The organism is Kocuria marina, assembly GCF_000786655.1.
Taxonomy (GTDB): domain Bacteria; phylum Actinomycetota; class Actinomycetes; order Actinomycetales; family Micrococcaceae; genus Kocuria; species Kocuria marina_A.
Map to the genome: position 1 here is coordinate 20,486 of NZ_JROM01000019.1, position 13,340 is coordinate 33,825.

The 13,340-nt window shown below is 64.2% G+C and carries 11 protein-coding genes; 3 read left to right on the plus strand and 8 right to left on the minus strand.

The window, feature by feature from the left end:
* Positions 1-33 precede the first annotated feature (33 nt).
* Positions 34-4,563: a MobF family relaxase gene (gene mobF, locus AS25_RS05735; RefSeq protein WP_172644417.1), complete on the minus strand. Its 4,530-nt coding sequence runs from the start codon at positions 4,561-4,563 to the stop codon at positions 34-36.
* Between the two features lie 510 nt (positions 4,564-5,073).
* Here mobF and AS25_RS05740 point away from each other — a divergent pair.
* Complete coding sequence (locus AS25_RS05740) at positions 5,074-5,493, plus strand: hypothetical protein (protein ID WP_035963105.1); 420 nt, start codon at positions 5,074-5,076, stop codon at positions 5,491-5,493.
* Positions 5,494-5,516: 23 nt separating this feature from the next.
* Here AS25_RS05740 and AS25_RS05745 read toward each other — a convergent pair whose 3' ends face one another.
* From AS25_RS05745 to AS25_RS13775, 5 genes are all read right to left on the minus strand, one after another.
* On the minus strand, positions 5,517-6,350 hold the full coding sequence (locus AS25_RS05745) for a protein NO VEIN domain-containing protein (protein WP_035963110.1): 834 nt from the start codon (positions 6,348-6,350) through the stop codon (positions 5,517-5,519).
* A 170-nt stretch (positions 6,351-6,520) separates the two neighbouring features.
* Positions 6,521-6,964: a hypothetical protein gene (locus AS25_RS05750; RefSeq protein ID WP_156960912.1), complete on the minus strand. Its 444-nt coding sequence runs from the start codon at positions 6,962-6,964 to the stop codon at positions 6,521-6,523.
* Positions 6,965-7,247: 283 nt separating this feature from the next.
* Positions 7,248-7,730, minus strand: coding sequence for a hypothetical protein (locus AS25_RS05755; protein WP_035963124.1), 483 nt, complete (start codon positions 7,728-7,730; stop codon positions 7,248-7,250).
* Positions 7,711-7,995, minus strand: a complete 285-nt coding sequence (locus AS25_RS05760; protein ID WP_035963135.1) for a hypothetical protein — start codon at positions 7,993-7,995, stop codon at positions 7,711-7,713. Before AS25_RS05760 ends, AS25_RS05755 begins: the two co-directional genes overlap by 20 nt.
* Entirely contained in the window at positions 7,995-8,372 is a 378-nt protein-coding gene (locus tag AS25_RS13775) for a recombinase family protein (protein WP_052160751.1), read from the minus strand. Before AS25_RS13775 ends, AS25_RS05760 begins: the two co-directional genes overlap by 1 nt.
* 264 nt (positions 8,373-8,636) lie before the next feature.
* Here AS25_RS13775 and AS25_RS14160 point away from each other — a divergent pair, with 264 nt between their 5' ends.
* Positions 8,637-9,359, plus strand: a complete 723-nt coding sequence (locus AS25_RS14160) for a GNAT family N-acetyltransferase (RefSeq protein ID WP_172644418.1) — start codon at positions 8,637-8,639, stop codon at positions 9,357-9,359.
* A 667-nt stretch (positions 9,360-10,026) separates the two neighbouring features.
* On the opposite strand, the gene AS25_RS05770 is transcribed toward AS25_RS14160, so the two are convergent.
* On the minus strand, positions 10,027-10,833 hold the full coding sequence (locus AS25_RS05770; RefSeq protein WP_035963146.1) for a TIGR02391 family protein: 807 nt from the start codon (positions 10,831-10,833) through the stop codon (positions 10,027-10,029).
* Between the two features lie 589 nt (positions 10,834-11,422).
* Between AS25_RS05770 and AS25_RS05775 the strand changes: the two genes are divergently transcribed.
* On the plus strand, positions 11,423-12,322 hold the full coding sequence (locus AS25_RS05775) for a hypothetical protein (protein WP_156960913.1): 900 nt from the start codon (positions 11,423-11,425) through the stop codon (positions 12,320-12,322).
* Positions 12,323-12,648: 326 nt separating this feature from the next.
* On the opposite strand, the gene AS25_RS14590 is transcribed toward AS25_RS05775, so the two are convergent.
* Positions 12,649-13,143, minus strand: coding sequence for a hypothetical protein (locus AS25_RS14590; RefSeq protein WP_156960914.1), 495 nt, complete (start codon positions 13,141-13,143; stop codon positions 12,649-12,651).
* Between the last annotated feature and the right edge of the window lie 197 nt (positions 13,144-13,340).

Consider the following 13,340-nt stretch of genomic DNA (forward strand, 5'->3'; position numbering starts at 1 on the left):
CCAGCAGGGGACTATCGCTCTTGGCAAGAAGTTCTAGAGACTGCGACCACTATCGCGGCGGGCGCTGTCGGCGGCCCGGCGGGTTGCGGTGGCCTGGTCCTCCTGGCGGTTGGCCTTCTGCTCGGTGCGGTTGGCGGCCTTGATGCGCTTGGCGACCTGAGCGTGCTGAGCGTGCCAGGCGGGGCCGGAGGTCTGCTTGCGGGGCTGCTCGGAGTTCTCAGACACGGTGGGCTCCTTCTGTTGAGCGGCCGGTGTGGGGGACACCGGCTCGTGAGGGGCAGCTGCATCGGTGGTCGGGGTGGCCTGTTGGGTCTGGGCCCGGTGCTGGGCCACTACGTGAGCGATCAGCTCCTCCCTGGTCAGCACCCGCCGAGTCTCCTCGGCTACCGGAGTCGTGGCGGCTTCGGTGACGGCGGCCTCCCGGGCCTGCGGGGCCGGCAACGGATCGGCGGCCTCGGCGCGGGTAGCGCGCAGCGACTCCACGGCCTCCTGAGCTGGGGCCGGGGTGGTGCGCACCCGCTCGGCCACGTGCGCCTCATCGACGGTCCGCCGGATCTGCTCCGGGGTCTGCGGGGCGGCGTTGGTGAGGGCGGAGTGCTTGTGCAGCGCGGTGGCCCGAGCCACCAGCGCAGCCGCCACCGGATCCTCCCGGTGGGCCTTGGGAATTAGCGCCGCCTCGTGGGCGGGGACGTTGTAGCGGTTGCGGTACGCCTCGACCTCGGCGGCGACCTGGTGCCACTCGGCCGCCTTGGTCGGCTTAGCCGGCACCGGCCCCAGGGCCGTAGTCCACTCGGGGCGGGTCTCTGCCAGTTCGGCACCGCGCACCATGACGCGCTCCTCCATGCGGGTGCGCAGCCGCTCCAGCTGCTCCCGGTATTGCACCGGCACCTGCTGGTCGGTGATCAGCGGGGTGGGGGCCAGGTCCTCGCTCACCCGGCGCCCGTCCGCCACCGGGGCCGGTGCCGGGGCCTTGGCGGCCACCGCACGCACCTGCTGCTCGGCAGCGATCGCTGCACCGGTCGACACGCCCGTGTCGGTGCGGGGGCGCTCTCCGCGGGCGATCTGCTCCACCGCCGCCTGCTCCGGGGACAGCCCTGCCCGGCGCTCCTGCTCAGCACCCATCGTGCGGGCCACCCAGTCCAGGTGCAGCGAGGTGGTGGACTCCCACAGCTCCGGGGGCAGAGCCAGGTTCTCGGCCTCCGCACTGGCCTTCGCCGCAGCCAGCTGTGCGGAGGGCATCCAGGCATAGGGGTGTGAGGCCCACTGTGGGTCCTCGGCCTGGGGCGGGTTCTGGGCGGCTGTGGTGCGCTCAGCCAGCCGCTCCAGGTGCTCGTCGGTGAGGTTGCCCAGGGGCCGGCGGTCGGTGTTGTCCAAGACGCGCTGGGCGGCCTCGATCTGGTGCTCCAGGCGCCAGGCCAGCACCGCAGCTGGGTTCTCGGCCCCGCCAAAGCCTCGCTGATGCACTGCCCGATTCAGGAGTTCGGCCGGGTCCATGCCGGCCTGCTGGGCAGTATGCAAGTGGGTGGCCACCGCGCCCCACGCCTCGCTGTTGGTGAAGTCCGCGGCCTTGTCCGCGCCCATGACCTCCACGGCCATTGCGCGGGTCTTGGCCGTCCAGGCGGCCTCATGAGTTTCGCGGTAGACCTCGCCCAAGGTGGCGACGTCGCCGTTGCGCATGGCCTCGGCGGCCACGGTCTCGTGGGCGGAGAGGTTCCGGTCGTAGGCCCCGGCGATCGCCTCCAGCACCTGATCCCGGCTCTGACCGTCGCTCAGGGCGACATAGAGCTGGTTGGTCTCGCGTCCTCGGGTAGCGGCCACGTAGGCGGCGGCGCGGTCGGTGGCGGAGTCCACGATCGCATGCGCGGTGTCCACGGTTGCGCCCTGGGCTCGGTGCACCGTCGCCGCGTAACCCAGCTGAGTGTGCTTGCTCAGATAGTCGGCGTCCAGGGTGATCTTGCCGCCGTGGCCGGTGTGGCGCAGCGTGGCGCTGTCGGCCCCGACCTTCTCCACGGTCCACACATCGTTGTTCTTCACGAAGTCGCGGCCGCCGTTGAGCTGCAAGGTCCGATCGTTGCGGCGGGTCACCACCACATCCCCGGCATGGGCAGTGAGCCCGTCGCGCAGCACCACCGACTCCCCGGTAGCATCCAGTGCCCCGGTGGCGATCCGAGCGGCCTGAGCCCGGGCGTTCAAGTCGTTCACAGTGGTGTTGTCAGTGGCGATCAGCAGGGACCGCTTGCCCGCCTGAGTGTCAGTGATCCAGGCCCGCAGCGCGGTGTCGGTCATGGCCTCGGTGTCCCCGGCGACCACCCGACGGTTCTCCAGATACCAGGCCCACGGGACGTCCGCCCCGGCCGCCGGCGGCTCCCTCAGCGCCAGCGACGCGGCCGCTTCACCCTCGCTCTGGAAGCGGTGGACCGCATCCAGGCGCGTCGCGCCCACCTCGTTATCGAGCAGGCGCAACGCCCCGCCGGAGCCGATCGCTCCGAGCTGGCGGTCATCCCCGATCGCACGCACCACGGCCCCGTGGCGGGCCGCCACGTTCACGAGCTCGGCCAGTTTCGGGGTGGTGACCATGCCCACCTCATCGAGGATCACCACGTCTCCAGCGTGCAGCTGGGCCGCCCCGGTGCGCCCGGTGCGGTGGGCGATCAAGAAAGCGTCAATAGTCGTCGCCTGCGCCTTAATGTCCTCGGACATGACGGCGGCCGCGGCCGCGGTGGGCGCCAGCCCCACGACGTTACCGCCGGTCGCCCGCACAGCATTAGCGGCCAGGGACAGGCTGGTGGTCTTGCCGGCTCCGGCCGGGCCGATGCCCAAGGAGAGCAGCTTCTCGTCCGTGGCGAAAGCACGGGCCAGGGCCACCTGCCCCTCACTGAGCGGGCCGGTGTGGGCGGCCAGTACCTCGTCAAAGGTCTGGGCGGACACGGCAGGAATAACGGTGCGCTGGGCGGCGGCGAGCACCTGGTGCTCGGTCTCCAGGACCTCGCGGGAGGTGAACACTGCGGCATCCGACCGGATGAACTGACTCGTGCCATCGGCGCGGGTGAACTCCGCCAGGCGCGGCACATCGGCCTGCGGGGTGACGGACAGGCTGTGCGTGGTGGTGGCCTCTTTGACCACCTCGGCCACCAGCTCATCGGGCACCGTGCGCCCGATCATGGCTTCTTTCAGGTGCCGGCGGGTCTGGGCGTGGACGTGGTTCACGCTCCAGGTGGCCCGCTTCTGGGATAGCTCGTGCACCACCAAACGGGCGTGCTCGGACACGTCGATCTGGATGGCATCCGGGCCACTCGGCATCCCGGTGGCGGCCGCCCGCACGTGGGCCAGCAGGTCGCCTCCGACCGGCATGCCGACCTGCTGCCCGTACTCCTTGCCCCACTGCTCGACCAGCTCGGACAGGCGCCGGGCGGACTTCTTCGCGGGCCGGGACTCCAGAGTGGCTTGCTGGGCCAGGGCGATCTTCTGCTTGGCATTGGGGGCATAGCCATGGCGGTCGGTGAACTCCGCGTGCAGCCGGTCCAAGGTCCCGGCAATGTCGGCCCGGCGGGAGGAGGCGTGGTGGATGGCGTCCAGGTCCACCCCGGCAATCTCATAGATCGGCTCGTTCCCACCGGCCATGCGCGGCACGGCAGCGACCCCGAGGAAAGCAGTGACCTTCTCCATCACCTTCGCGTTGTAGGTCTCCGAGGCGGCCACATTCATCCGGTACAAGGTGCGCCCGTCCAACGATGACCACTTACCGTCCGCGCCCTTGACCTTGTTGGCGATCACCACGTGATCGTGCAACTGCGGGTCCCCGGTCCGGGAGTCGTAGTGGCGGAACTGGGTGGCCACCAACCCGCCCTCGACGTCGATCTGCCGGACCCCGTTGCGGCCACGCCGGGTGTAAGTACCCTCCTGCTCCAGGAAGCTCAGAGTCTCCGCGATGGCCTCGTTGTGCGCTGTCTCGACGGCCTTCCGCGCTTCGTCTCCGCCCAGGGCCCAGAGCAGGGAGACGGACTTGGCCGGGGAGAACACCAGGTCATAACCGGCCACGGTCTGCTGCTTCGGGGTGGTCTGAGCCGTGATGAACCGCCCCAACTCCTCTTTGTCACGCACGTCGCGCCCGTGGGTCTCACGGAACAGCTGACCGCCCACCCGGCCCCGGATGACCTGCCGCTCCTGACGGGTCGGAGCCGCCCCGGTGGTGCGTTCGTGCCGGGCGATCTCCTCCTCCAGGCGGCGAGTCAGCTTCGTGTCAGCACTGGCATAGCGGTGGTACTTCTGCCCCAGGGCCACATCGGCCTCGGTGCCACCGGCGGCAAGGATACGGTCCGCGTCCGGACGGATACCCTCACCGAACAGGGCGGCCATCTGCGCCTCGGTGACCTCCCCGGACACCCCCAGCAGCGCCTCGGAGTGGGCCACCCACTGTCCCGGAGGCATGCCCTCGACGGTGTAGTAGTCGCCCAGCTCCCGGCCCTCAGCGCGCAGCTCATCAGCGGAGGCGACTTCGGAGGTGTAGTAGGAATAACCGTCCCCAGCACTGAGCTTGTGGACGGTCATCACAGAAACAATCATGCGCTTTTTCATCCTCGTTTATCAATGATGCATGAGGTGTGACGGTCTGGCCGGGCGTGAAGGACCGATGCGAGCTCGCGAGTCATCGGGTCGAAACGACCCAGAGTGTCCGTCACGGCTGTGACGCGGTTGTGCCCACGAGACCTGGAGTGTGGGCAGGTGATGCCACAGAGCGGACGAGGAACGAGGACAGACAAAGTTGCATCAGCTGTCCACACTCCAGGTCGACTGGGTGAAAGCGCACCAGGTTGTCCACGCACGGGTTTCGGGTGGACAACCTGCACGAGGTTTCGCGGGCGGTTGTGGGTCCGGTGAAGGGACCGGAGGATTGATCCCGGAGCCGGTCCACAGCCCCCGCGAAAGCTCAGGACACTGTCGCCCCCTGGGGCGCCCTTTCCGGGTGCGCCAGGCCTGCCGGCAGTGGGGCCGGCGCGAAGTAGTGGGGTTATGACCGTTAGGGCGGTGGTGTTCAATGGATGGGAATGGTGTTGCTGATGTGAAGGAGTGGTGATGGCGCAGCGGAAGAGTGCGACGAAGACCGAGGCGCGGGAACGGGCCCGGAAGGCGGCCGCGGAGTCGATGGCTCGGGAGGAGCGGTTGCTGGAAATGGGCGAGGAGTTCTTCGTCGCTCAGGGCGAGGCCGAGCAGATCATGGAGACGGCCGAGCAGCGCATCGCGGAGATCCGGGCCAAGGCCGAGCAGGAGGCCGCTCAGGCCAGACAGGCGCAGGCCGGTGTGGTCGTGGCCATGAAGGGGGAGCGGGTGGCGGTGGCCGATATCGCTCAGCGATTGGAGCTGTCAGCGGCCGCGGTGCGCGCTCTCTTGAAGGACAACAAGGGTGACGACCCTGCGACGCCGAAGAATGCCGGTTCCGCCGACGTGACGGCTTCAGCCGACAGTGAGCTGGAGCGAGAGACTGTCGACGCATAGATTCTGTCCGGTGACTCGTCAGCTCACTCTGCGGCCAGGACTGTCTCGCGTGTGGTGGCCCACCGGTACTGGGTCGCCTGCAGGTCTTCGTCTGCTGGATCCCATGGACTCACGGTGAACCGGGCATCCTTGTCCTCGAGCTCACCGTCCTCGGTGAACCGCAGGCCGCTGAGGATGCCGATAACGCATTCACCGGGGTGTCGCCGAGCGTGGTGGACTTCCCCGCTGGTCACGGTCACTGACGCGCCGTTGGACTGCGTGCCTTTGGCCTCCAGGTAACGGGTCTGTCCGTTCTTGCGCGCGATGGCGTCGTAGGGGCCGTCGAAGCGGACGTCTTCGACTTCCCACCCACGATCGCGGTAGTAGGTCTCCAGGCGGGACTGGGCGGCGTCTTCCAGGGCCTTTCGCCGCTGGGGGTCCAGGACCCGCCCTTGTCCCTCGGAGTCGGGGGACAAGGGCTCATCGGTCGCCAGGACCTCATCGAGGTCCGGTGTCGGATGGTAGGTCAGCGCAGCCCGGTTTCGTGGCCGCTCGGTACCCATGAGAGCGTCGTGCACCCGATGGCCTTCGGGCAGCACGTACCCCTGGAGAGCTCGACGTCGCTGGCCGTTCTTCCAGAACTGCGGACCGACGTCCTCGACCCCGGTGATGGCGGCCACCAACACCACTTCTCCGCGCCACGAGAAGGTGGCGATCCGCTCGTCCTCGATGCGGTCCCCGAACCGCCAGATGCCTCGGTTGTACTCCCACACCTCTTCGAGGGCCACCTTTGGAGCCCAGCCCTGCCAGGGCCGTCCCGCCCATGACTTCATTGGATCGAGAACCTTCTTGTCGAACAGCTTGAAATTGATAGCCATAGGACCTTCCTCAGTCTTGTCTCTCGGCACGTTTGAAGGACGTGGTGATTCTCGGCCCAGCCTTGCGAATCGGCCGGTCGCGGGGTGACGACCAGCCGGAGGTTTTTCGGTCTGTCCAGGTCTCTACCGGGGGCTGCACCCTCTGCCCTGCCACACAAGCTGAGGTCACCTCACGATTTCGCGGCTTGTTCCTCGGCGTCCATGGAGTTCTTCATGTCGATGAGTCGTCGCCGTAAGCGGCGCTCAAGACGGGTGATCCCGCGAGGGGTTCGCCGTGTGGGATCGAAAACCTTTTCGGCGAAGCGATAAAGCTCTGCCCAATCCGACAGCCCCATGCGGTCTGGTCGGACCCGCGTAGCCACAGTGGTGTCTTCGATGATTCTCAGCTTGAGCTGTTGTGCATAACCAGTCGCCAAGTTGGAGATAGTGCCAACCATGAGCATGGCGACGGTACCCTCGTCCTTCGAAAATCCGCTACCGGCGTTGCCAGTCGCGTTCTTCGCGGCCGGGCCAAAACCGATCTCTAGCAAGTTGTCGAGGCATCCTTGGATCCGAGGCCACAGGTGCTCGACATCCCCCGACTCCAACAGCTGCTGATCGTAGAGATTCAGCATGTCGAGTTGGCGGGCTGTGGCCCCAAGCTTGAGGGAGTAGTCAAGCCGGTCTGGCGTAGTCAGCTCTCGCCGCTTGCTAGGGCCCCATCGCCACCATCCCCATAGCGCGGCCCCGCCCCCGAGGATGATGCCCGTGGCAATCTCGACGGGCAATGTAGATGTAAGAGATTCCAGCATGCCTGGGAGGCTCGTCGTAACTTGCACGGTCGGGAGTCTATGGGGCGATGGGGCAGGAGCAACGGATCAGAGAAGAGACCTCACCGAGCTGAAGACAGGACAGGCCCTAGAACAGGGTGGGGTGGTCGGGGTCGATGCCGTGCACCAGTTCGCGCACCAGCTCCTCATCCCAGCCGTGGGTCTTGAGCTCCTCACGCAGCTGCCGGGACCGGGCGGAGCGCTCGGTGCGGGAGAGCCGGCGCCATCGGGCCGCCGTGGCCGAGGGCATCCTGCCTTTCATCGCCCGGTCGGCCATGTTGTCCGAGCGAGTGCCCAGCAACAGGTGCGTGGAGGGGTCCAGGGAGGCGTGCACGCACAGCGGCACGTCGCACCAGTGCAACGCGGTCAACCCCTCGATTGCCCCCAGTCCGCCGTGCACGATGGCCAGGGCGAAGCGGTGGGCGGCCACAGCCCGCTGACCGCCGGCGGTGTTGATCCAGAACCGGCCGTAGCCGTCGTCGCTGATCGCCCCCAACCATAGCCAGCACGAGTCGGGCTCCGGTCCTTTCAGGACGTGGGAGTAGAAGCGTTCAACGTCGGATGACTGCACGGCGGGCCTCCGCTTGGTGGACCAGCAGCAGCAGCAAGCCCGTGATCAGACCACCCACTCCAATAGCCGGCCAGGTGTAGGCGTTGATGCCCACCACAGTCCACACCCAGAACAGGTACGGGGCGATGGCTACGGTGCCGGCCACACGATGTCGCAACGCCGAGGGCATCGGGATGATGCGCATCACCCAGTGCGCTGCCGCGTGGCCGATGCGGTAGAACAGCCGCACGCACCACAGCAGGTAGAGAATCACGATGCGGGGCATCAGCGGTCTCCTCTCGGCGTGGGGACATCAGGGGTGGCAGCCAGTGCCTCGGCGCACCAGACGTCGATCTCGTCCTCGGGCAGCTCCAGACTCACATGCGCCAGGGACTTATTCTCTCCCCGCAGCACCCGGCCCACCGCCCCCTTGGATACCCTGACGCGGCGGTGGATCTTGTAATGGGACAGCCCGGCCCGGTGCAGCCGGTGAATGGCACGCACTTGCTCGGGTGTGATCGGGGATTTGCGGCCCAGCTGCACTCCGCGGGTCCGGGCGGCCTCTAGGCCGATCTGGACTCGCTCCACGATCAGCGCGCGTTGGTATTCGGCCATGGCCACGAACACGTTGAGCTGGAACCGTCCGGCCGGGGCGGCCCGCATGAGTGCCGCTAATCTTGTCGGTGAAGACAAACGGTGCCGGCACCCCGACCTTGATGAGCGCGCCCATCTACACGTCGAGGTTCTGGGATCTGGTGGACACTCGGGCGTAGCCGATGAGGCGACCGGTGTGACTCAATTCCGCCGTGTTGTGAACTTTTTGAGTCATGGCGTTTCGATTTCTGGATTTCGAGTCGGGAATGCAGACCAAGCAGTGCGGAAAAGCCAGCGCTTAAAATCAAAACAAATTTCAAAATGGGGATAGCAGTGGCACGCAAAAACAAAAAGCAAGCGGCATGGGAAAAAGAAGCGGCGAAACGAAAAAGTAAAGCCGCCTTAGCGGCTCGTACCAGGAAATTCACGGACATCCCAGAAGGCGTGTCTCCGGCGGACGCTGGCGTAACAATCAGTCGCGCCGTCACCTCTACAGAAGTCCGGATAATTAACGAGTACTTTCACAAATATTTGACGAACGTGGGGCCCCGAGCTACCGCAGTACCTGAAAGACCGAGCGAAAACTACTCAAAAGACGCCGTTTGCTACATTGCCAAAGATCTAAACGGTTTGATCATTGGGGGAGTAAACTCAATTCCGAACGTTGCGCTGACTACAAACGTGGCACCTAAATATGCCACAAGGCACGGCTTGACACACCTAGAGGCAGTACTAACCGTCGCCCAGCGGATCCGGAGCCTCGCGCATATCGTCGTCGTTCCTGAATATCAAGATAAGGGCATTGGTTCCCTTCTGGTGAAAGCTGTGGAAAACCATGAACGAGCAGCCGGAGTTGTTGACTGGTTTGGTTTGGCTGAAGGTAATGGTCCAAAATTGCGGCGATTCTATGAACGTCACGGATTTGAAGTACGTGATTTAATTGAGCCAGAAGAGTTTATTATTCCCGGACTGCCCAATACAGTTTTCGTCCAAGATGGAAAGGTGCACCGTTCAGGGTATGGGTTTAGGAAATCGTTCACAGAAAATAGCTGGTAAGTAGCTTTTGCGGTGACGACCCTTGCTAGTGCAACCTACTCGTCCTAGTGACCGGCAGTGAGACGTGTGGAGGAAGGACGAGTAGGTTCATGCTGCGCCGGCAGGCCAGTTGCCGGGCCGCCCGCCCATCCACCTCGGGCACCCGAGCCTCAGCTCGCAATGACGCGATGCCCTTGTCGACGAAGAGCCCAGAGACACGCCTCAGGAACCATTCCGTAGCTCAGCTGTACGCGCGAATCTCGCATTTAATGAGAGATCGCCGCGCTGGCCTGCACGGAGGAACCGGACGCCATGAAGTCTGTGACTGAGGTGCTTGGCCGTGCTCCCTGTCGTGGCTTGGCCAGGCGCCCGTAGGCAGGATGAGACGAGTAGTTGCAACTATTTCGACTCGTCCTGCTTAAAGCGCCGATAATCCGCGTTATGTAAAGTCATGAGGACAAGCTGTCCCTTAACCCGGTGTCCATGACCGACCGGAAACTGCACAGCGGCACCCTTTGACCTCGGCTGCGCCCGCCCCAAGGGTAGCCAGACGGGATGACCTGATCGTGCGGCAGTCCCCTCCGCCACCCTGAGCAAGAGCCCATACCCATAGGGATCGTGGACGCAGCCCCTGGGACTGCCGCAAGCACGGGCAGACCTTCCCTGACCAGCTCCGAGCACGGCGACGTCAGTGGGCTTCGACAGTCGCCACGTCGAGGCGGCGATGGATCATTGACAAGGTTCCGAGAACGTCAAGCGCGTCCTGCTCCGAGAGTGTCCATTCGATCCGCGGTTCGTGCGCAGCCGGGTTGCGGAACGCACTGAATAGCCCCTTGGCAAGGTTCGCGACACCGAGCTGCTCGTCTCGTTGTGTGCGCGTCTGGAGTGCGTTGATGCGAAGCCGTGGCGTGCTGCCGGCCATAGTGCCCTCCACGAGTGCGTAGCCGTCGCCGTCGACGCCCGTGAGTTGTCGGAGCCTGCTCCCGAGCCCCTTGATCGCCTCGAACACGGCTTCGTAGTAGTCCTTGCGCAGCAGGTCGGGTCGACAGTAGGTCAGCACTTCACGATGGGCACCGCGGCGCTCCAGCAGACCACGGAGATGCTCGGTCCGCTTCTCAGCCTCATCCGTCGATCGCGCCCGGGCAGCACGGCCGACCCGCCCATCATCACGGACTCGATAACCCACGAGCGACAACACCTGATTGAGCTGATCACGAGTCAGCCTTGCAACGTCCGCGCGGTCGAGAGTCCGTTCCGGTCGCATCGACGCTGATACAAGCGCGATCACAGCGTTACCGCTCTGCGTACGTGCCTGATTGCTGCTCACTGCGTAGGCCAGACGCCGCCACTTGGTATTTCCTTCCCCGGGATCGTCCCGGAGAGGGATCTCGGACATGATGCGAGTCAGTTCGCTGCCGCTGTACAGCTCTGCGATCAGCTTGCAGACGTGTTCGAGAATGCCCGCCGGAAACGCGGGAAACTTCTGGCCAGTCACCTTGTGCGTCTTCCTCCAGGACTTAAGGGTGGCCGGGCAATAAAGCCACGCCCGCAACAGTTAGCGCAGTCGCACATCGGCCATCCGAACCTCGTCCAGAATGACGTGGACTCGGGGGTTGGGCCGATGTATATCTCCTTGTCATCGAAGTCGTCAGAGAATTGCTCGATGATTCGGGTGCCAATGTGATCGCCACTACAGCGTAGGTCTTCCCGCACCTCAAAGTCCCAGACCATGACGGCAGGTACCGATGTATGTGAAATGTGGCTGGAAAACCGGAGAGAGACGAGCATGCGTGCGACCTCTGCGCCGCGCCAAGCGTAGAAACGCCACTGATGCTGAGGCGGGCCGAAGTCCGCGTTCCGCCGCCACCAGGTGGGGTTGAACCGGTCGTCGTCGGCGAAATCGGGCCCCCTCCCGTCACGCAGGGGCGTCGTCGGCGGCTCCACCCACGTGATCTCGCTGTGCACGGTTTCAGTCTCGCAGACGGTCAGCCGCGTGCCGGAGCACGACAGGCGGCCCGGGGTTCGCGGAGCGGAGCCAGTAGCAGAGCCGTTCGGTCCGATGGTCGGACCCGTATCGTGTGTTCATGGGCAACAGATTCCCCGGGCAAGCGTGCGTGTTTTGCCCGAACCCGAATGTCGGCGTCGGGGAGCATGTCTGGCCGAGTTGGTTTATCGGAGAGTTCCACGGACAGGGCCCGTTCACGACGTCTCGCGCGGGCGTTCCGTACACGAAGCGCGACCAAGTGACCCCGGTTACCGCGAACGCACTGCTCGGCGCTCACGTCCCCGCGTGCCAGGACTGCAACGCCGTCCTAAACACGACGGTCGAGAAGCCAGCGAAGCCCGTTGTACGTCGACTTCTCGAACATGGAGACTCCGGCGACGAACTGATTCTGTCAGCGGACGAGTGCGTGGCCCTGGCTCGGTGGCTGCTGAAGGTCGGCCTGTTGTCAGCGCACCCTGCTGCGGACCATGATCATCCAGGACTGCAGAGTGACCAGGATCTGCCACGGCTCCCGGTTGTCCGGCCCGAGTGGCTGGACTGGATGAGGGCCGGTGGCGAGCCCCCAGCTGGGTTTTCGGTCTTCGTTACGCGGCGGAACCTCCGCGGTGAGGATGCGGCGCCTGCAGTCAAACAGCACATCGTGTTACCGCAACTGATCGTTGACGGTGAAGATCGCAACTTCACGAGCCAGTCGATTGGATTCGCCGGTGTGAACGCCACGATCGTGTGGCACCCGGGATGGCCAATCGCCCACGCTCAGGTGGGTACCAGGCGAGCCGCACGCTTGTGGCCCGATCCGTACGAGGTCGACTTCGGCACGCTACCGAAGGTGCACCCGAGGGAACTGGCATTCAGGGATGGTGCCGCCGTCGTCGTGGACTCGGCGGACGAACTCGCACAGTTCGCGCAACACCCGTTGAGCGTGGACTATGACCCGTCTGTGGCGTTCTTCGGGGTCGTACTCCCGTCCGAAGAGTGAATCTGTCGCGCCACATGCAATTTCGGGCGCGAGCATCGCGGGTCACCCCGAGGGTGACGCCGACGCCTAGATCAGGTTAGGGAGCGGGCTTGGGAGCACCTTCGCGATCCCTAGAAGGAGTTCGGGGCTGTCACGAAGGTCGTGATCGGACAGGGCATTGTGCGGGTTCTCGGGATGATGAGGTTTTCTCACCGGATGCCACGCTTGAGGGTGGTGGGCACCAGTGCGGCGGCGACGATGGCCCCGACATTCGATCGGTGAGAGGATGACGTGACTCAGGGATTTCCATTGCACGAGCAGACACTTCCGGATTGTGGATTAATGAATTACTCGCCAGGATGAAATGCTCTTTTTGAATATCTACGCAGCGGCTTCACCAAATCTAACTTCGGGTAATAATATTTTCGAAAGTATACAGAAACGCGAATTGCGTGTTCCACAAGAGCATCATCGTGGCGTTCAAAAAGTTCATCGAGCGCCATCCCGTCTTGCATGGGAGTTTCATCCCACAGGATGGAACAAGATTCATCTCTTGCCCAATCTTCACAAATTTTAACAATGCCTTCCCTGTAACTAGTTAAGTCATCCTCGATATGGAGGAAGAATTCGTCGTCCGAAGTAATCAAGACGCGTTCCAACGCATCCCTCGACCTGTCGCTAATAATACGAAGATCGTTACATTTAACCAGCACCTCCCCGCGCGCCGCTGGCCCTACGCTCAAGTTTGACTCAATAGACCGCCTCAGATCTTGTGCATGCCGAAGGAAATCACTCATTTCTCTGTGAAATTCCAAATAGCTTTCTAAAGTCTTATCTCGCATCCAATTCATCTCGACCTGCTTGGACCCCCATTCTATGGGCCACCAATACGGCGACTATAGCGAAAAATCCACCAGCCGAGCTGCCAATGATTTCGGGAAGTACCTCTGTAAAGTGGCCCTTCACAGATGAGCATGGGTAGGGGTCTTGCGCCACGGCCGGTGTCCGCCGGCGGCGAGCAGGGCGCGTAGGCGGTAGT

Bases quoted from the DNA above. Each gene is read 5' to 3' on its own strand.
- mobF (WP_172644417.1), bottom strand. From the start codon at position 4,563: ATGATTGTTTCTGTGATGACCGTCCACAAGCTCAGTGCTGGGGACGGT.
- AS25_RS05740 (WP_035963105.1), top strand. From the start codon at position 5,074: ATGGCGCAGCGGAAGAGTGCGACGAAGACCGAGGCGCGGGAACGGGCC.
- AS25_RS05745 (WP_035963110.1), bottom strand. From the start codon at position 6,350: ATGGCTATCAATTTCAAGCTGTTCGACAAGAAGGTTCTCGATCCAATG.
- AS25_RS05750 (WP_156960912.1), bottom strand. From the start codon at position 6,964: ATGCTGAATCTCTACGATCAGCAGCTGTTGGAGTCGGGGGATGTCGAG.
- AS25_RS05760 (WP_035963135.1), bottom strand. From the start codon at position 7,995: ATGCCCCGCATCGTGATTCTCTACCTGCTGTGGTGCGTGCGGCTGTTC.
- AS25_RS13775 (WP_052160751.1), bottom strand. From the start codon at position 8,372: ATGCGGGCCGCCCCGGCCGGACGGTTCCAGCTCAACGTGTTCGTGGCC.
- AS25_RS05775 (WP_156960913.1), top strand. From the start codon at position 11,423: ATGGGCAACAGATTCCCCGGGCAAGCGTGCGTGTTTTGCCCGAACCCG.
- AS25_RS14590 (WP_156960914.1), bottom strand. From the start codon at position 13,143: ATGCGAGATAAGACTTTAGAAAGCTATTTGGAATTTCACAGAGAAATG.